The sequence below is a fragment of the Variovorax sp. GW821-FHT09D04 genome, from assembly GCF_059416405.1.
This window is the reverse complement of the sequence record NZ_JBWKPA010000002.1, coordinates 613,449-630,506: the sequence shown is the minus strand read 5'-3', so window position 1 is coordinate 630,506 and position 17,058 is coordinate 613,449. Positions and strand designations below refer to the sequence as shown.

At 68.6% G+C, this 17,058-nt stretch carries 17 protein-coding genes; 9 read left to right on the top strand and 8 right to left on the bottom strand.

Annotated features, from left to right (window positions below):
- Nucleotides 1-20 precede the first annotated feature (20 nt).
- The 5 genes from pbpC to AC07O4_RS09170 all read left to right on the top strand — a co-directional run bounded on the left by pbpC (nt 21) and on the right by AC07O4_RS09170 (nt 6,223).
- The gene (pbpC, locus tag AC07O4_RS09190) at nt 21-2,342 is read left to right on the top strand and encodes a penicillin-binding protein 1C (RefSeq protein ID WP_495304349.1); all 2,322 of its coding nucleotides are present in this window, start codon (nt 21-23) and stop codon (nt 2,340-2,342) included.
- 74 nt (nt 2,343-2,416) lie between these two features.
- A complete protein-coding gene (locus AC07O4_RS09185; RefSeq protein WP_495304348.1) occupies nt 2,417-3,769 on the top strand; it encodes an esterase-like activity of phytase family protein in 1,353 nt (450 codons plus the stop codon).
- Nucleotides 3,770-3,918: 149 nt separating this feature from the next.
- Nucleotides 3,919-4,227, top strand: a complete 309-nt coding sequence (locus tag AC07O4_RS09180; protein WP_420906996.1) for a DUF3649 domain-containing protein — start codon at nt 3,919-3,921, stop codon at nt 4,225-4,227.
- The gene (locus AC07O4_RS09175) at nt 4,224-5,876 is read left to right on the top strand and encodes a PepSY-associated TM helix domain-containing protein (RefSeq protein WP_495304347.1); all 1,653 of its coding nucleotides are present in this window, start codon (nt 4,224-4,226) and stop codon (nt 5,874-5,876) included. The genes AC07O4_RS09180 and AC07O4_RS09175 overlap by 4 nt, the downstream gene beginning before the upstream one ends.
- On the top strand, nt 5,876-6,223 hold the full coding sequence (locus AC07O4_RS09170) for a DUF3325 domain-containing protein (RefSeq protein WP_095948377.1): 348 nt from the start codon (nt 5,876-5,878) through the stop codon (nt 6,221-6,223). Before AC07O4_RS09175 ends, AC07O4_RS09170 begins: the two co-directional genes overlap by 1 nt.
- A 7-nt stretch (nt 6,224-6,230) precedes the next feature.
- Here AC07O4_RS09170 and AC07O4_RS09165 read toward each other — a convergent pair whose 3' ends face one another.
- Genes AC07O4_RS09165 through AC07O4_RS09150 form a run of 4 tightly spaced genes read right to left on the bottom strand, consistent with a single transcriptional unit; the run spans nt 6,231 to nt 9,702 of the window.
- Nucleotides 6,231-7,622, bottom strand: coding sequence for an aminopeptidase P N-terminal domain-containing protein (locus AC07O4_RS09165; protein ID WP_495272634.1), 1,392 nt, complete (start codon nt 7,620-7,622; stop codon nt 6,231-6,233).
- A gap of 6 nt (nt 7,623-7,628) precedes the next feature.
- A complete protein-coding gene (locus AC07O4_RS09160) occupies nt 7,629-8,573 on the bottom strand; it encodes a hypothetical protein (protein WP_495304346.1) in 945 nt (314 codons plus the stop codon).
- On the bottom strand, nt 8,570-9,298 hold the full coding sequence (locus AC07O4_RS09155) for a nucleotidyltransferase family protein (RefSeq protein WP_495304345.1): 729 nt from the start codon (nt 9,296-9,298) through the stop codon (nt 8,570-8,572). The genes AC07O4_RS09160 and AC07O4_RS09155 overlap by 4 nt, the downstream gene beginning before the upstream one ends.
- Nucleotides 9,299-9,312: 14 nt before the next feature.
- Nucleotides 9,313-9,702 (bottom strand): S-adenosylmethionine decarboxylase family protein, encoded by a 390-nt coding sequence (locus AC07O4_RS09150; protein ID WP_062473535.1) that lies wholly within the window; start codon nt 9,700-9,702, stop codon nt 9,313-9,315.
- 149 nt (nt 9,703-9,851) lie between these two features.
- Here AC07O4_RS09150 and AC07O4_RS09145 point away from each other — a divergent pair, with 149 nt between their 5' ends.
- From AC07O4_RS09145 to AC07O4_RS09135, 3 genes are all read left to right on the top strand, one after another.
- Nucleotides 9,852-11,957, top strand: a complete 2,106-nt coding sequence (locus AC07O4_RS09145) for a transketolase family protein (protein WP_495304344.1) — start codon at nt 9,852-9,854, stop codon at nt 11,955-11,957.
- A gap of 63 nt (nt 11,958-12,020) precedes the next feature.
- Nucleotides 12,021-13,022, top strand: coding sequence for a type I glyceraldehyde-3-phosphate dehydrogenase (gene gap / locus AC07O4_RS09140; protein ID WP_056575024.1), 1,002 nt, complete (start codon nt 12,021-12,023; stop codon nt 13,020-13,022).
- Nucleotides 13,023-13,133: 111 nt separating this feature from the next.
- On the top strand, nt 13,134-13,733 hold the full coding sequence (locus AC07O4_RS09135) for a hypothetical protein (protein WP_083259363.1): 600 nt from the start codon (nt 13,134-13,136) through the stop codon (nt 13,731-13,733).
- Nucleotides 13,734-13,751: 18 nt separating this feature from the next.
- On the opposite strand, the gene AC07O4_RS09130 is transcribed toward AC07O4_RS09135, so the two are convergent.
- From AC07O4_RS09130 to AC07O4_RS09120, 3 genes are all read right to left on the bottom strand, one after another.
- The gene (locus tag AC07O4_RS09130; RefSeq protein ID WP_495304343.1) at nt 13,752-14,351 is read right to left on the bottom strand and encodes a hypothetical protein; all 600 of its coding nucleotides are present in this window, start codon (nt 14,349-14,351) and stop codon (nt 13,752-13,754) included.
- Between the two features lie 15 nt (nt 14,352-14,366).
- Nucleotides 14,367-14,957, bottom strand: a complete 591-nt coding sequence (locus tag AC07O4_RS09125; protein ID WP_095948372.1) for a hypothetical protein — start codon at nt 14,955-14,957, stop codon at nt 14,367-14,369.
- An 88-nt stretch (nt 14,958-15,045) separates the two neighbouring features.
- Nucleotides 15,046-15,354, bottom strand: a complete 309-nt coding sequence (locus tag AC07O4_RS09120) for a putative quinol monooxygenase (protein WP_062473527.1) — start codon at nt 15,352-15,354, stop codon at nt 15,046-15,048.
- A gap of 208 nt (nt 15,355-15,562) precedes the next feature.
- Here AC07O4_RS09120 and AC07O4_RS09115 point away from each other — a divergent pair, with 208 nt between their 5' ends.
- On the top strand, nt 15,563-15,853 hold the full coding sequence (locus tag AC07O4_RS09115) for a YciI family protein (RefSeq protein ID WP_062473524.1): 291 nt from the start codon (nt 15,563-15,565) through the stop codon (nt 15,851-15,853).
- Nucleotides 15,854-15,883: 30 nt separating this feature from the next.
- Here AC07O4_RS09115 and AC07O4_RS09110 read toward each other — a convergent pair whose 3' ends face one another.
- Nucleotides 15,884-16,957: a pirin family protein gene (locus AC07O4_RS09110; RefSeq protein WP_495304342.1), complete on the bottom strand. Its 1,074-nt coding sequence runs from the start codon at nt 16,955-16,957 to the stop codon at nt 15,884-15,886.
- Nucleotides 16,958-17,058: the final 101 nt, after the last annotated feature.

Below are 17,058 nucleotides of genomic sequence, written 5' to 3'. Positions count from 1 at the left end.
GCAAGGCAGCGGAGGCCGTCATGCGCTTCAGCGTGAAGTTGGGAAGGCTGCGCAAGCCTGCGCTGTGGGCGCTGGCGGTTGCTTTCCTGCTCGCGCTGCTGCGCTTGTGGCCGCACGCCCCGCTCAGCGAAACCGTCGGCAGCTCGCGTGCCGTGTATGCGCAAGGCGGAGAGCTGCTGCGCCTCACCCTCGCAAGCGACGAGCAATACCGCCTCTGGGTGCCGCTCGACCGCATCTCGCCGACGCTGGTCGATGCGGTGCTGCTGTACGAAGACCGCCGCTTCTACGCGCACCCCGGCGTCAACCCCGCCGCGCTCGTGCGCAGCGCGTGGCGCATTGCGAGCGGCGAGCGCCGGCAGGGCGGATCGACGCTCACGATGCAACTCGCGCGGCGCGTCTACGGCATCGACAGCCGCACGGCCCTGGGCAAGATCGCGCAGATCGGCGCGGCGCTCTGGCTGGAGGCGCGCTTCAGCAAGCGCGAGATCCTCGAGGCGTACCTCAACACCGCGCCCTACGGCGGCAACATCGAAGGCGTGCAGGCCGCGAGCCTCATCTACTTCCGCAAGGATGCCGCCAAGCTCAGCCTGCCCGAGGCGCTGACGCTTGCGGTGATTCCGCAGAACCCCGTCAAGCGCATTGCCGAGCGCGGTCGCAATGCCGAGCTGCAGTCGGCGCGCGAACGCCTGTGGGCGCTGTGGGCCGAGCGCGATCCGACGGCAAAGCAGCATGCGCCCGATGCGCAGCTCGCGCTCTCCGCGCAGTCGCGCGGCAGCCTCCCCTTTCTCGCGCCGCACGCCACCGACATGCTGCTCGCGCAGGAGCGCGGTGTGCAGGAAGTGCGCACCACCATCGACCTGCGCATGCAGGCCACGCTCGAACGCGTGATGGGCCAGTACCTGCGCACGCACGCCGACGTCGGCATGACCAATGCGAGTGCTCTGCTGCTCGACGCTTCGACCATGCAGGTGCGCGCGCTGATCGGTTCGGCCGACTGGCACAACGACGTCATCGCGGGGCAGGTCAACGGCACGCAGGCCAAGCGCTCGCCGGGGTCCACGCTCAAGCCCTTCATCTACGCACTCGCGCTCGACCAGGGCCTGCTGCATCCGAAGACGATGCTCAAGGACGCGCCGACATCGTTCGGCCCCTACACGCCCGAGAACTTCGACCACCGCTTCGCCGGCCCGCTGCCCGCGCAGGAGGCGCTGATCCGCAGCCGCAACATCCCCGCGGTGGCCGTGGCGGCGAAGCTGTCGAAGCCGGGGCTCTACGACTTCATGCGGCTCGCGGGCGTGCAGAAGCTGCAGAGCGAATCGCACTACGGCCTCGCGCTGGTGCTGGGCGGCGGAGAGGTCACGCCCGAGGAGCTCGCGGGTCTCTACGCCACGCTCGCGAACGGCGGCATCTCGCAGCCGCTGCGCTACACGCAGCCCGCGCCCGACGAGCGGCCGGTGCAGCCGCTGCGCCTCCTGAGCGAAGAGGCCTCGTTCATCACGCTGGATATGCTGCGCCACACGCCGCGCCCCGACACCACGCTGCCCGCACGACCCGCCATCGCATGGAAGACGGGCACGTCGTGGGGCTTTCGCGATGCGTGGACTGCGGGCGTGTTCGGCCGCCATGTGCTCGTGGTGTGGGTCGGCAACTTCGATGGCACGAGCAACCCCGCGCTGGTGGGCGTCGATGCGGCCGCGCCGCTGTTCCTGCGCATGGTCGATGCGCTGCGCGCGGAGCGGCTCGATCCCGGCGAGATCGCGACGCGCCAGCCGGCGGACCTGCGCCAGGTCGAGGTGTGCACCGCGACGGGCGGACTGCCCGATGCGCTGTGCCCGGTGCGCACCACGACATGGTTCATCGCCGGCAAGTCGCCGATCCAGGTGAGCAACCTGCACCGTGCCGTGTGGGTTGATGAAACGACCGGCAAGGTGGTGTGCGGGCCGCAGCCCAACGCGCGCCAGCAGGTGGTCGAGCAATGGGGCAGCGACATGCGGCGGCTGTTCCGTCAAGCCGGCCTGCCGCGCGCGAGCCTGCCGACCGATGGCTGCGAGAAGGGCGAGGCTTCGGAGACGGCACCGCTCATCACCTCGCCCTTGCGCGGCGTGCGGCACACGCTGCGCGTGAAGAGGCCCGAGCCGCTCGTGCTGCGCGCCGAAGCGGCGGCGGGCACGCAGACGATCTACTGGTTCGCCGATGACGCACTGGTCGGCAAGGCGGCGCCCGGCGAAGGCATCACGTGGATGCCCGACATGGCCGAATCGGGACGGCGCTACGTGCTGCGCGCGGTCGATGACCAGGGCCGCGCCGAGTCGCGTGAAGTGACGGTGGACATCGCACCTTGAGCTGAGCGGATGTCACGGCGGCGTCACGCCTGCCCGGCAAGGTCACGCGTTTTCGACTGAAAGCTTTTTCGTTCATGACGCGCTTCGCTTCCCTCTCTCTGGTCGCCCTGGCCACCGCCTTCGCCTGCGGTGGCGCTGTGGCCCAGACCGCCTTCCCCGCCACGCTCTCCGGCCACGCCGTGCTGCCTGCGCAGAGTTTTGTCGCCGCACCGAAAGACGCGCCGGCCGACCTGCAGGTCAGCGGCAAGTTCACCTCGGGCAAGCGCGTCGAGGCGCTGGGCACCGTCGAAGGCCTCTCGGCCGGCCGTGGCACCGGCGTGTCCGTGCCCTTCAAGGGCCAGCCGCTGCAAGGGCACTCGGGCATCAAGAAGATGGACGACGGCACGTTCTGGATCCTCACCGACAACGGCGCCGGCGCGAAGGCCAACTCGCCCGACTTCATGCTCTACCTGAACCACTACAAGGTGGACTTCAAGAGCGGCAAGTTCAATCGCATCAACACCATCTTCCTGCACGACCCCGACAAGAAGGTGCCGTTCCGCATCGTTCACGAAGGCACGAAGCAGCGCTACCTGACGGGCTCGGACTTCGATCCCGAGAGCTTCCAGTTCGCCGGCGGCGCGTTGTGGATCGGCGAGGAGTTCGGCCCCTTCCTGATCAAGGCCGACCTGAAGGGCAAGGTGCTCGCGGTGTTCGACACGCAGGTCGACGGCAAGGCCGTGCGCTCGCCCGACCATCCGGCCGTGACCACGCCGGGCGCACCGGGCGGCGCGGTCGATTTCCAGATCAAGCGCTCCAAGGGCTTCGAAGGCATGGCGTCCTCGAAGGACGGCAGCAAGCTCTATGCGCTGCTCGAAGGCCCGGTGTGGAACGCCGAGGCCAAGGACTACGAGAAGGTCGACGGCAAGGAAGCGCTGCGCGTTCTGGAGTTCGACGTGGCGACGGAAAAATGGACGGGCCGCCATTGGAAGTACGTCCTCGAAGCCAACGGCAACGCCATCGGCGACTTCAACATGATCGACGGCACCACCGGCCTCATCATCGAGCGCGACAACGGCGAAGGCACGAGCGACAAGGCCTGCCCCGAAGGCCAGAAGCGCACCGACTGCTTCCACGACATCGCGAAGTTCAAGCGCGTCTACAAGGTCGAGCTGAGCGACGCGAACGTGGGCGGCGCGGTGCGCAAGATCGGCTACATCGACCTGCTGAACATCGCCGACCCGAACAAGCTCGCGCGCAAGCCGCTGAACGACGGCGTGCTCAAGTTCCCGTTCTTCACCATCGAGAACGTCGATGTGGTCGATGCCACGCACATCGTGGTCGGCAACGACAACAACCTGCCGTTCTCCAGCAGCCGCGAGCCGAACAAGGCGGACGACAACGAGCTGGTGCTGCTCGAAGCCGGCGCGTTGCTGCAGGCGAAGTAAGGCGCCGCGCGCCTTTCAAGGCCCCGCTCGCGGGATGGGCGGGGGCGAGAAAAACCGAGAAGATGAGTATGATTCTCATTCTCCAGGTTTCTCCCCTCCCTCTGTCCCATGAATTTCCGAACGACCTTGCACGTCGTCCGGCGCCCGTCGTGAGCGCCGGCCTCCGCTACCGGATGGGCGTCGCGTCGCGGGCCGTCGCCGCCATCGCGGGCGGCTACGGCGTCGCCGCGCTGTCGGCCGCCGTGCTCGCGCTGGGCCTGCCCGTCCTCTTCGGCATGGCGCGCAGCGAAGCCGCGCTGACCGGCACGCTGGCCTCCTTCCTCGTCTACGCCGTGGCCGTGATGTGGGTCTTCGCGGCGCGCTCGGCGTGGCGCGCCTGGACCGGCCTCGCCATCGCGGCGGCGCTGCAGGGCCTGCTGTTGCTGCTGTGGACCCAGGGCGGCGGAGGTGCCGCATGAAGGAAGGATTCCGTCAGTCGATGGCCTGGCTGCACACCTGGTCGGGCCTGCTGGTCGGCTGGGTGCTCTTCATGGTGTTCGCGGCCGGCACGGCCTCGTACTTCAAGGACGAGATCACCTTCTGGATGAAGCCGGAGCTGCACGCCGTGGCGCCTGGCACGGTGCCGCAGCCGGTGGCCGCCGACAACGCGCTGGGTTTCATGCAGCGCCACGCGCCCGATGCCACGCGCTGGTTCATCACCCTGCCCACCGAGCGCGAGCCCGGCGTGAGTCTGCTGTGGGCCAAGCCGCCGCCGCCGCCCGGTTCGCCGCCCGTGGACCGGCGCCGCAGCTTCGACCGCGCCATGCTCGACCCGGCCACGGGCCAGGCGATCACCGCGCCGCGCGAGACGCGCGGCGGCGAGTTCTTCTACCGCCTGCATTTCGACCTGCACTACATGCCCGCGCTCTGGGCGCGCTGGATCGTCGGCTTCTGCGCGATGTTCATGCTCGTGGCCATCGTCAGCGGCATCGTCACGCACAAGCGCATCTTCAAGGACTTCTTCACCTTCCGCCCGAAGAAGGGCCAGCGCTCGTGGCTCGACGCGCACAACGTCACCGCCGTGCTCGCGTTGCCGTACCACGCCATGATCACCTACACCGGGCTGGTCACGCTGATGTTCATGTACATGCCGTGGGGCCCGCAGGTGGCCTACAAGGCGCACGGCGGCAACGACACCTTCTTCGCCGAGGCCTTCCCGGGCGGCGTGCGCACGCAGATCAAGGCCTCGGGCACCAAGGCCGCACTGGCGCCCCTCGCGCCCATGGTGGCGCAGGCCACGGCCCACTGGGACGGCGCGCCCGTGGGCCGCATCGTGGTGCACCAGCCCAACGACGCCAACGCCGTGGTCTCGCTCACGCGGGCCGAAGGCCGGCACCTGTCGTACGACCAGCCCAGCATGCAGTTCAACGGCACGACCGGCGCGCTCATCGGCACCTTCGGCGACGTGCCCAAGGCCGCGGCCGAGACGCGCGGCGTGCTCTACGGCCTGCACATCGGCCGTTTCGCCGATCCGCTGTTGCGCGCGCTGTTCTTCGTCTCGGGCCTGGCGGGCTGCCTGATGGTGGCCACGGGCCTCTTGTTGTGGGCCGTGAAGGAGCGTCAGAAATACGCCAAGACCCTCAAGCAGGGCGGACGCATCGGCTTCGGCCTGCGGCTGGTCGACGGGCTGAACCTCGGCGCGATTGCCGGCCTGCCCGTGGCGATGGCTGCCTTCTTCTGGGCCAACCGCCTGCTGCCGGTCGACGTGGCCGGCCGCAACGAGGCCGAGATCCGCTGGTTCTTCATCGTCTGGGGCGCCACCGCCGTGCTGGGCCTGCTGCGCCCGACCCTGCGCATGTGGCAGGCGCAGCTTGCGCTCGGCGCGCTGCTGTTCGCACTGCTGCCGGTGCTCAATGCCTTCACCGGCCCCGCGCCGCTCACCGTGAGCCTGCGCAATGGGCCTAGCTCGGTGGCGGGCTTCGACCTCGTGGTCATCGCGCTCGGCCTGGGGTTGGCGGGTGCGACCTGGCTGGTGGAGCGCAAGCGCCGCAAGGCTTTGGCGGCACCCAAGAAAGCCGTCAAGCCGCCGCCGCCAACGGAACTTGCTGCCTCGGGTCAGGGATCGTGATGCCGCTGCTCGGGTTGGTGTTCGCCGCCTCGCTGGCCGGCTTCTGCGCGCTGAGCCTCGCGATGGACCGTCACAGCGAAGACGTCTTCGGCCGCGGCCACACGCCGGGCGCCTGGCGCCGATGGCTGCAGCTCGGGGGCACTGCGCTGCTGTGCCTGTCGCTGTGGGCCAGCCTGGAGGCGGCGGGCGGGTCGGTGGGGTGGGTGTTGTGGCTGGGGGCGTTGACTGCGGCGGCGCTGGCGACGGTCGGGTTGTTGAGTGGCTTGCCGCACCGTTTTCCGCGCATTGCCATGGGCGCGGCGGTGCTCGCGATCGGGCAGGCGCTGTTCTGCGCGCTGCCCGCCTGATTCGCGCTCAGGCGCGCATCAACGCCTCGATCTCATCCGCCTTCACCGGCACCCCCCGCGAAATCAGTTCGCAGCCCGTGGCCGTGACGATCGCGTCGTCCTCGATGCGGATGCCGATGTTGTGGAATTTCTCGGGCACGCCCTCGCCGGGGCGCACGTAGATGCCGGGCTCCAGCGTCAGCACCATGCCCGGGTGCAGGATGCGGCTCGGGCGGTTCTTGATGAGTTCGTTGGACAGCGGGTCCTTGCGCTCGCTCACCTCGCCCACCTGCGTGGGTTCGACATAACTGCCGCAGTCGTGCACGTCCATGCCCAGCCAGTGGCCGGTGCGGTGCATGTAGAACTGGAAGTAGGCGCGCGAGTCGATCACGTCGTCGACGCCGCCGACCTTGTTGCCGTCGAGCAGGCCCAGGTCGAGCATGCCCTGCGCCAGCACCTTCACGGCCGCGTCGTGCGGGTCGTTGAAGCGGTTGCCGGCCTTGGTGGCGGCGGCCGAGGCGTCCTGGCTGGCCAGCACCAGGTCGTACAGCGCGCGCTGCGGGCCGCTGAACTTGCCGTCGGCCGGGAAGGTGCGGGTGATGTCGCTGGCGTAGCCGTCGAGCTCGCAGCCGGCGTCGATCAGCACCAGCTCGCCCTTGCGCACGGGCGCGGCGTCGGCACGGTAGTGCAGCACGCAGGCGTTGGCGCCGGCCGCGACGATGGAGCCGTAGGCCGGGTACTGCGAGCCGCCCAGGCGGAACTCGTGCAGCAGCTCGGCGTCGAGGTGGTACTCGCGCACGTCCTTGCCCTCGCGCAGCATGCGCGCCGACAGCTGCATCGCGCGGATGTGGGCGCGGGCGCTGATCTGTGCGGCGCGGCGCATGATGTCCTGCTCGTGCGCGTCCTTCACGAGGCGCATCTCGTCGAGCGGGCCGCACAGGTCGCGCTGCTCCTCGGGGCACAGCGCGCCGTAGCGCACGCGCGCGCGCACCGACTGCAGCCAGCCGTCGATGCGGGTTTCCAGGCCCTTGTGGGTGGCGAAGGGGAACCACACGGTCGAGCGGTTTTCGAGCAGCTTCGGCAGCTTGGCGTCGAGGTCGTTCACCGAGAAGGCCTCGTCCACGCCCAGCGCGGCGGGGGCGGCGTCAGGGCCGAGGCGGTAGCCGTCCCAGATCTCGCGTTCCAGGTCTTTCGGCGCGCAGAACAGCGTGGCGCGGCCGTCGCCCGCCAGCACCAGCCAGGCGTTGGGCTCGGTGAAGCCGGTCAGGTAGTAGAAGTAGCTGTCGTGGCGGAACAGGAAGTCGCTGTCGCGGTTGCGCTGGCGCTCGGGCGCGGTCGGGACGATGGCGATGCCGTCCTTGCCCAGTTGCGAAGCGAGGCGCGCGCGGCGCTCGGCGTAGATCGTGGTGTCATTGAGCATGGGATTTCACTTTCGATACGGTGCAAGTCCGGGGTCCGCGGGTACCAGATGCCGCCATGGGAACACATCCTGTGCAAAGTGGCTGACGTAGCCGCCGATCGTTGACTGGATGACCATGAATTGCAGCCCCTGCCGCACGCCCTGCAGCTGCTGCAGCTGGGCCAGGTCGAGGCAGGTGTTGCGCAGCCTCAGCACGCGCAGCTGCGCGCCCACGGGGCTGTGCAGCAAGGCCTCGTAGTCTTCGAAGGCCGTGATGCCGCCGGGCGTCCGGTCGGCCGGCCACGCCATCTGCTGCTCGGTGGATTCGGAAAAATCCAGCAGCCTGAGGCCCGGCAGCTGCGTTGCGGCGGCCAGGTGGCGGATGAAGTGCTGCGTGTCGAAATGCGCGCCGACGCACAGACTGGTCAGTTGCGGCAGCGGCACGGCGAAGAAGTCGGCGTTCGGCGCGTTCGGCACTGTCAGTTCGCTCAGGTGCGGCGTCTTGCGCACCCATCGCGCGATGTCGCCGCCTTCCTCGAGGATGCCGTCGCTGGTGCAGACGAGCGACTGGTTGTGGTCCTCCGGCTGCGTCGGCTTGATGAACAGCGAGCGCAGGCGGGGAAACATCACCGGGCTCTCGAGCAGCGGCGTGAACATCCATTCGCGCGAGCCGTTGGCGCCGCTGTCGGGGCCGTTGAACGACAGCGAGGTGATGCAGTCGGCCACGTCCTGCCGGCTCAGGCAGGCCAGGGTTTCGTCGAAGGCGTCGCCCCAGGTGTCGCCGAAGTATTCGACGTGCCAGCCCTGGCGCATGGGCGCGAGGCTCAGGCGCGTGAAGTCGCTCACGTAGAGCGGCACGGTCAGCGGGTCTTCGGGCGCGCCGTCGTTGCGTTCGGCGGCGGTGGCCAGGGCCAGGTCCTGCAGGCGCTGCGGCAGCAGGCGCAGGGCGTCGGGCAGCGGCGCGAGCGTCATGCGCCCGCTGCCGGCGCGACCCCGGCGTTGAGTTGCTGCAGGCGCTGCGGCGTGCCCACGTCGGTCCAGTCGCCGGTGTAGAGCTCGGCGCTCACCTGCTGGTTGTCCATCGCGGCGCGCAGGATCGGTGCCAGCGGGGCCTTGATGCCGCCCGGGTTGCCGGCCGGGATGTCGCTGTACGGCGGCGCGAACAGCGCGGCGCGGTACAGGCCGATGGTCGAGAAGGTGTATTTGTCGGCCGCCTGGTTCAGCGCGAGCCCGTCGGGCGAGAGGCCGAAGTCGCCCTTGAGGTTGTGCGCCGGGTTCGGCACCAGCCACAAGTGGGCGAGCTTGCCGCTGGCCAGGAAGCGGTCGACGGCGGCCTGGGTGAAGCGAAAGCCGGGCGCGAACACGTCGCCGGCCGCGACCCAGAAGACCTCGCCCAGGAGCGGCAGCGCGCGCACGATGCCGCCCGCTGTTTCGAGCGCGCCGCCGAAGTCGCGGCCCTCGTCGGAATACGAAATGGACAGCGCGCCATGCCCTTCCAGCACAGGGTTCGGGCCGAACCGGTCGGCGACCTGCGCGCCAAGCCAGTCGGTGTTGACCACCAGTTCGGTGAAGCCGCCATCGGCCAGCGCTTCCATCGGCCACTGCATCAGCGGCTTGCCGCGCACTTCGAGCAGGGGCTTGGGCGTGGCGTCGGTCAGCGGCCGCATGCGTTCGCCGCGGCCGGCGGCCAGGATCATCGCGCGCACCGCCATCACTGCACCGACCCGGCCACACGGCCGCGTTGCAGTTCGTTGCGTTCGCTGTGGCGGGGCTGGAACAGCGCCACCAGGCAGGCCATCAGCGCGTGCGCCTTGGCCGAGTGGTCGGCGCCGAAGTTGCAGACGTACACGTCGAGCGTCACGCCGCGCTGCTCCGGCCAGGTGTGGATGCACAGGTGCGATTCGGCCAGCAGCAGCGTGGCCGTCACGCCGCCCGGCCCCTGCGGCGTGGCCGGAAAGCCGTGGACCAGCTTGCCCACGGCCTGCAGCCCGGCGGCGGCCACGGCCTTGGTGCAGACCTCGCCGAGCGCGCGCCCGTCGGTGAGCCATTGGAGGCCGCATTGGCAGTCGTGGAGATCGGCGGTGAGGTGCAGCCCTTGCATGGGGGGCAACTCTAGCAGCCGGGCCTGCGACACAAGAGAGCATCAGCGGGGTGTTGGCCCTGTATCGAGGCCGGGCGCGGCTCGCCCGGTAAAATCTCGGGTTCTCCCGTATCCCCCACCCACCCTTTTCCCCCGAAAGCCCACTGCCCATGGCAAACCAAGCCCTGATGGCCAACGCGATCCGCGCGCTGGCAATGGATGCCGTTCAACAAGCCAATTCCGGACATCCGGGCGCACCGATGGGCATGGCCGACATGGCCGTCGCCCTGTGGGGCGAGCACCTGCGCTACAACCCCGCCAACCCGCACTGGTTCGACCGCGACCGCTTCGTGCTGTCCAACGGCCACGCCTCGATGCTGATCTACGCGGTGCTGCACCTCACGGGCTACGACCTGCCCCTGGCCGAGATCAAGAACTTCCGCCAGCTGCACAGCAAGACCGCCGGCCACCCCGAAGTCGACGTCACCCCCGGCGTCGAGACCACCACCGGCCCGCTGGGCCAGGGCATCACCAATGCCGTGGGCTTCGCGCTGGCCGAGAAGCTGCTGGCCGCCGAGTTCAACCGCAAGGACCTGGCCATCGTCGACCACCACACCTACGCCTTCCTGGGCGACGGTTGCATGATGGAAGGCATCAGCCACGAAGCCTGCGCCCTGGCCGGCGCCTGGCACCTGAACAAGCTGATCGCCCTGTACGACGACAACGGCATCAGCATCGACGGCCAGGTCAAGCCCTGGTTCATCGACAACACCGAAGAACGCTTCAAGGGCTACGGCTGGAACGTCGTCGGCCCGATCGACGGCAACGACGCCAAGGAAGTGGCCAAGGCCATCGCCAAGGCCAAGAAGGAAGCCACCAAGCCCACGCTGATCGTCTGCAAGACCACCATCGGCAAGGGCAGCCCGAACCGCGCCGGCACCGCCAAGGCGCACGGCGAGGCGCTGGGCGCCGAAGAAATCAAGCTCACGCGCGAAGCCATCGGCTGGCCCTACCCCGCCTTCGAAATCCCGGCCGAGGTGTATGCCGACTGGGACCACAAGGCCGAAGGCGCCAAGTCCGAAGCCGCCTGGAACGACACCTTCGCCGCCTACACGGCCGCGTACCCCGAACTCGCCGCCGAGTTCACGCGCCGCATGAAGGGCGAGCTGCCCAAGAACTTCCACCAGGTCGCGTTCGACACCGTGGTAGCCGCCCACACCAAGGGCGAAACCGTGGCCAGCCGCAAGGCCAGCCAGCTCGCGCTGGAAGCCTTCACGGCCGCGCTGCCCGAAATGCTCGGCGGCAGCGCCGACCTCACGGGCTCCAACCTCACCAACACCAAGAGCACCGCCGCGCTGCGCTTCGACGCCAAGACCGGCGCCGTCGTGCTGAACGCGCCCCCCGCACCGGTGGTGCCCCAGGGCGGCGAAGACGAAGCCGCACAAGGTGATGCCGTCGAGCCGCCGCACGGCGAGATCGGCCGCCACATCAACTACGGCGTGCGCGAATTCGGCATGGCCGCCATCATGAACGGCGTGGCGCTGCACGGCGGCTACATCCCCTACGGCGGCACCTTCCTCACCTTCAGCGACTACAGCCGCAACGCCATCCGCATGGCCGCGCTCATGAAGCGCCGCGTGGTGCACGTGTTCACGCACGACTCCATCGGCCTGGGTGAAGACGGCCCGACGCACCAGTCGATCGAGCACGCCGCCTCGCTGCGCCTCATTCCCAACCTGGACGTCTGGCGTCCGGGCGACACGGCCGAAACCGCCGTGGCCTGGGCCGTGGCGCTGCAGAACCAGTCGCGCCCGACCGCCCTGCTGCTGAGCCGCCAGAACATCGCCTACGCCGCCAAGAGCGACCTGGGCGATATCAGCCGCGGCGCCTACGTGCTGTCCGAGCCCGAGAACGTCGGCCTCAAGAACAAGAAGACGGCCGCCGTCATCATCGCCACCGGCTCCGAAGTGCAGCTCGCGCTGGCCGCCCAGAAGCTGCTGGCCGACAAGAAGATCGCCGTGCGCGTGGTGTCGATGCCTTCGACCACCACCTTCGACCGCCAGGACCTGGCCTACAAGAAGGCCGTGCTGCCCAAGAAGATCCCGCGCGTCGCGGTCGAAATGGGCTGCACCGACGGCTGGTGGAAGTACGGCTGCGCGGCCGTGGTCGGCATCGACAGCTACGGCGAGTCGGCCCCCGCGCCCGTGCTGTTCAAGCACTTCGGTTTCACGGCGGAGAACGTGGCCGCCACCGTGGAAGCGGCCCTGCGCGACTGAGCGTCGCGCGGTTCGTCCTCTTCCCGTCCGATCAAAAGTTTTTCAACCTTAGGAGCAAGTCAGATGGCTATCAAACTCGGTATCAACGGCTTCGGCCGCATCGGTCGCAACGTGCTGCGCGCAGCCGTGCAGAACTTCAAGAACGACATCGAAATCGTTGCCATCAACGACTTGCTCGAGCCGGAATACCTGGCTTACATGCTCCAGTACGACTCGGTGCATGGCCGCTTCAAGGGCGAGGTCACGGTCGAAGGCAACACGCTGATCGTCAACGGCAAGAAGATCCGCCTGACGCAAGAGCGCGATCCGTCGCAGCTCAAGTGGAACGAAGTCGGCGCCGACATCGTGCTCGAGTCGACCGGCCTGTTCCTCACCAAGGAAACCGCGCAGAAGCACATCGACGCAGGCGCCAAGAAGGTGATCCTGTCGGCCCCCTCGAAGGACGACACCCCCATGTTCGTCTACGGCGTGAACGACAAGAAGTACGCTGGCGAAGCCATCATCAGCAACGCCAGCTGCACCACCAACTGCCTGGCCCCGTTGGCCAAGGTGCTGAACGACAAGTGGGGCATCAAGCGCGGCCTGATGACCACCGTGCATGCCGCCACCGCCACGCAGAAGACCGTGGACGGCCCGAGCAACAAGGACTGGCGCGGCGGCCGCGGCATCCTGGAAAACATCATTCCGTCGTCGACGGGCGCGGCCAAGGCCGTGGGCGTGGTGATCCCCGAGCTCAACAAGAAGCTCACCGGCATGAGCTTCCGCGTGCCGACCTCCGACGTGTCGGTGGTCGACCTGACCGTCGAACTCGTCAAGGACGCCACCTACGCCGAGATCTGCGCTGAAATGAAGGCTCAGAGCGAAGGCGCGCTGAAGGGCGTGCTGGGCTACACCGAAGACAAGGTCGTCGCTACCGACTTCCGCGGCGACCCGCGCACCTCGATCTTCGACGCCGAAGCCGGCATTGCGCTGGACGGTACGTTCGTGAAGCTCGTGAGCTGGTACGACAACGAATGGGGTTACTCGAACAAGTGCCTCGAGATGGTGAAGGTCGTGTCGAAGTAAGACGCCAGACGCCAAAAGAAACGCGCCCGAGGGCGCGTTTTTTATTGGCTGCGCGAGGTGCACTGCTGTGCCTCCTAGAATCAAATAACAATTCATTACGAGGAGAAGCACGTGATTGCAAGACTGGCTGGTATCTGCGCGGGTGCCCTGTTGATCGTGGGCTGCGCTCACCGGGCGGAAGTCGGGAGCACGTCGGCGGCTTACGAGGTCCGCCGTGACCGGGTCCAGTCGAGCAAGGCGTACGTCGCTGTGTCGAGTGATCTGGCGACGCTCGAGAAAACCGTCAAGCCGGGCCACATCTGCGGTCCGCACAACTTCCCGGTGGCACTGGGCCCAGCCATCAAGACGTCCATCGTGCGTACGGTCTCGGGGGCGCACTCATCGGTGGTGCCGATTTCGACAGCCTCGGAAGCGGGCCGCGATGGCGTGCTCTACACCTTTGCCCTCGATGACTTCAACCCGCGCCTGCGGTTCCAGCCGGGCTTCTTCGTTCCCACCGCGGATGCGAGCGTCGAGATCTCCATCAAGACCACGGCAGTTTCCGCCGATGGACGGGAACTCGCGACGACCACGGTGCGCGGCTTTGGCCAGGAGTCGCTCGATGGCCAATGCCCTGTGGGTGCAGAGGCCCTTGGGAAAGCCACTGAAAAGGCGATCCGGGTCTCGCTGGAAAACTTCGTGGCGCGTGTGATCAACCAGCGTCTGGACTGACGTCCGTCTGCGAAAGCTTCAGCGCAGCTTCTCGTTGCGCCGTATCTCGCTGCTGAGCTGCGCCGTCATCCGCGTGGCCGCGCGCCGGGCGGCCAGGCCGTAGTCGCCGTTGAACTCGCCGAACTCCGCCGTGCCGTTGCCGACCGCGCGCACGCGCGTGACTTCGGCGCCCGCGGTGTCGGTCACCACGCAGGCCACCTCGGCCGTGAAGGCGGTGGGCGGCCAGGTGATCCACGAGGACGAGCTCGAATCGGTCCTGATCTGCGGCGTGAACACCAGCGACACGCCCGCCGCCTCGTTGGCCTTGGCATCGCCGGCGGTGCGCAGCACGACCACGTTGCGGTAGACCGCGCGCAGTGCGTCGCGGATCGATTTCTCGAGGTCGCGGTACGGGTAGTAGCTCACGCGGTCACCGCTGCCGCCGGCGGTGGTCACCTGCAGGTCGCGCTGCGCGTCGGTCATCACGTAGGCCACCTTCTTGGGAATGAGGTGGGCGGCCGACCGGGGCGGTGCGGTCTCGGTGATCATCGTGATCGGGTGGGCGCAGCCCGCCAGCAGCACGGCGGTTGCCAGCGCTGTGGCCAGCCGGGGCATCGGAGAAGTAAGAAGAAACGACATGGTGCTTCTCCGGCCTTACTGCGCAGGCGGCGCGATGGCCGCGACGAATTGCGGATCGGCATACACCTGCCGCAGCAGCGCCCGCACCAAGCGCGGGTACGCGGCCTGCCCGGCGGGCACGGCCACGATGTTGGCGTAGCTCGAGTCGAAGGCAATCTCGCCGCGGTAGGTCTTGCGCAGCGTCTGCGCGGCGTTGCGCGTGACGGTGACTTCGACGTCCATGCGGCCCGAGCCGTTGATCACGCCCAGGTCGAGCTCGTTGACGAGGATGCGCGCCGCGATGCGGGTCGGCGCCTTGGGGTCGTAGACCGAGATCTCGCTCAGGTCGCGCATCAGCGCATCTTCGAGGTACTGGGCGAAGGTGCCGCTGGGCGACACGAGCCTGGCGCGGCGCAGGCCCAGGGTGTTGATCCTGTCGTTGGGGTCGGTGGGTTGCACCTTGGCCACCGCGACCTTGCCGGGGTTGTGGGCCTCGAGCCGGTCGAGCGCCTCGTAGTCGGCGGCATAGGGCGGTGCGCCGAGCTGTGCGCAGCCCGTGGCCAGTGCCGCCAGCAGGAGCGCGCCAGTGCGCCAGCGCACGCCTTGCGGTCTGGAGACGATCGCCATGTCTTGAACCCCCTCGTCCGAGATGTCTTCTTCTCCCCGGCGCGAGGGTAGCAGGCATCGCGCCGCGCGCGAAGGCGGCGCGAAAGACTCAGATCGGTTCGAGCACGTGGATGCGCTTGCTCTCGGTGAGCTCCCTGGTCTGGGCGCTGAAGGCCGCCATGTGCGGCGCGACCGCGTGCGCCTGCAGGGCCGGCAGCGAGGCCCACTTCTCGATCACCACGAAGGTGTCGGGTCCGAAGCTGGCCTTGGACGGGGGAATGCCCTGCGCGTCGATCGTGGCGGCGTACTCGATGCAGCCCTCTTCGGCGAGCACGGCGGCGCGGTTGGCCTTGAAGGCTTCGAGCAGCAGGGCGCGCTGGCCGGGCTTGGCGGTGATGACGGCAACGACTTGGATCATGGAACAGGGTCTCCGGTGAAGTGACATGAACAGAGGAATGCAACGGCCGAATCTACGAGATCGCACGCCGGTGCGCAGGTCCGGTGGGCGACAAGGCCGGCATGCACATGCCGCATGCGACAGTTACCCGCGAGACACACTCTCGCCCCGCCACGGTCGTGGCGAGGTCATAGGATCGGGTCATCTTCCGCATTGACCTGCCTTTGCCATGTTCATCGTCACCCTGACCTACATCCGTCCGCTCGAGGAACTCGACGCGCTGATGGATGCGCATGTCACCTGGCTCAAGAAGCACTACGCCAGCGGCCTGTTCGTGGCCTCGGGGCGCCAGGTGCCGCGCAAGGGCGGCGTGATCCTCGCGCGCTCGGGCGACCGCGAGGGGCTCGAGGCGGTGCTGGCGCGCGACCCCTTCGTGCAGGGCGGCGTCGCGCGCACCGACGTGATCGAGTTCATCCCGAGCATGACCGCGCTGAGCGTCGAGGTGCTGCGCGGCTACTGAGAACCGCGCAGCCCCGGAAGCCGATGTAGATCAGGCTCCCGGCACTTCCTCGCGCCCGTCCGGGTGCCGCGCAAAGCGCGCGGCCTCGGCGCCATGCACCGGCGCCGGGTCGGTCCAGGGCCAGCCGCCGAACTGCGTGCGGCGGTAGTCGGCCATCGTCTGCGCGATCTCGGCCTGCGTGTTCATCACGAAGGGGCCGTACTGCGCCACCGGCTCGCCGATCGGGCGGCCCTGCAGCAGCAGGAACTCGCCGTCACCCTCGGGGCCGTTGCACAGTTCCACGGCCGCGTCGGCGCGCAGTTCGATGGCCGCCGGTCCGTCCACGCGCCGCCCCGCCACTTGCGCGGTGGCGCCCTTGAAAAAATACAGCATGCGCCGCGTGCCCTCGCCGGCGGCGGGCGGCAGCGTCCAGCGCGCGCCGGGCGTCATGCGCAGCGTCCAGATCGCCAGGTCGGCACCCGCCTGCGCGGCCCACGAATCGGGCGGCGGCGCGAGCGGGTCGATGGCCGCCTGGGCCTGCGCGTCATCGCGGCCGAAGCGCCCGGCGATCACCGCCACCTCGGTGCGGCCGCCCTGCGCGTCGTCCGAGGCGAAGCGCGGAATCGCCTCCGACCAGAACATCGTGAAGTGCGGCTCGGCCATCTTGTTCTTCGCCGGCAGGTTGAGCCAGATCTGGAACAGCTCCAGCGGATTGGGCGCGCCGGCGTCCAGCAGCGGGAACATCTCCGAATGCACGATGCCCTTGCCGGCCGTGAGCCACTGCACGTCGCCGCCGCCGAAGCGCGCCGTGGCGCCCAGCGAGTCGGAGTGGTCGACCAGGCCCTTGCGCACGATGGTCACCGTCTCGAAGCCGCGGTGCGGGTGCGAGGGAAAGCCCGGCACCGTCTCGCCGTGGTACATGCTCCAGCCGTCCTTGCGGCTGAAGTCCTGGCCGATCTGGCGGCCGGCCAGCGAGGCCTCGGGGCCCATGCGGCCGTTGCCCTTCGGGTACGCGTCGTCGTGATAAACGCAGAACAGGAAGGGGTCCAGCGTCTGCCACGGGAAGCCGAGCGGCTGGACCTGGACGATGGGAGACGCGCTGCGGTTGTCGTTGCTGTCGGACATGTCGGTATTCCTTGGTGAGGCAGGCATGGCCGCCATGCGGGCCGTGCCGGAACCAGGAATATCGGGGCGCCGCCGCCTTTCGGTAGGTGCCTTCCGCGCAA

What these genes read in the sequence shown, in the direction of transcription:
- pbpC (WP_495304349.1), top strand. Translation starts at nt 21, where the DNA reads ATGCGCTTCAGCGTGAAGTTGGGAAGGCTGCGCAAGCCTGCGCTGTGG.
- AC07O4_RS09185 (WP_495304348.1), top strand. Translation starts at nt 2,417, where the DNA reads ATGACGCGCTTCGCTTCCCTCTCTCTGGTCGCCCTGGCCACCGCCTTC.
- AC07O4_RS09175 (WP_495304347.1), top strand. Translation starts at nt 4,224, where the DNA reads ATGAAGGAAGGATTCCGTCAGTCGATGGCCTGGCTGCACACCTGGTCG.
- AC07O4_RS09170 (WP_095948377.1), top strand. Translation starts at nt 5,876, where the DNA reads ATGCCGCTGCTCGGGTTGGTGTTCGCCGCCTCGCTGGCCGGCTTCTGC.
- AC07O4_RS09165 (WP_495272634.1), bottom strand. Translation starts at nt 7,622, where the DNA reads ATGCTCAATGACACCACGATCTACGCCGAGCGCCGCGCGCGCCTCGCT.
- AC07O4_RS09160 (WP_495304346.1), bottom strand. Translation starts at nt 8,573, where the DNA reads ATGACGCTCGCGCCGCTGCCCGACGCCCTGCGCCTGCTGCCGCAGCGC.
- AC07O4_RS09155 (WP_495304345.1), bottom strand. Translation starts at nt 9,298, where the DNA reads ATGATCCTGGCCGCCGGCCGCGGCGAACGCATGCGGCCGCTGACCGAC.
- AC07O4_RS09150 (WP_062473535.1), bottom strand. Translation starts at nt 9,702, where the DNA reads ATGCAAGGGCTGCACCTCACCGCCGATCTCCACGACTGCCAATGCGGC.
- AC07O4_RS09145 (WP_495304344.1), top strand. Translation starts at nt 9,852, where the DNA reads ATGGCAAACCAAGCCCTGATGGCCAACGCGATCCGCGCGCTGGCAATG.
- gap (WP_056575024.1), top strand. Translation starts at nt 12,021, where the DNA reads ATGGCTATCAAACTCGGTATCAACGGCTTCGGCCGCATCGGTCGCAAC.
- AC07O4_RS09130 (WP_495304343.1), bottom strand. Translation starts at nt 14,351, where the DNA reads ATGTCGTTTCTTCTTACTTCTCCGATGCCCCGGCTGGCCACAGCGCTG.
- AC07O4_RS09125 (WP_095948372.1), bottom strand. Translation starts at nt 14,957, where the DNA reads ATGGCGATCGTCTCCAGACCGCAAGGCGTGCGCTGGCGCACTGGCGCG.
- AC07O4_RS09120 (WP_062473527.1), bottom strand. Translation starts at nt 15,354, where the DNA reads ATGATCCAAGTCGTTGCCGTCATCACCGCCAAGCCCGGCCAGCGCGCC.
- AC07O4_RS09115 (WP_062473524.1), top strand. Translation starts at nt 15,563, where the DNA reads ATGTTCATCGTCACCCTGACCTACATCCGTCCGCTCGAGGAACTCGAC.
- AC07O4_RS09110 (WP_495304342.1), bottom strand. Translation starts at nt 16,957, where the DNA reads ATGTCCGACAGCAACGACAACCGCAGCGCGTCTCCCATCGTCCAGGTC.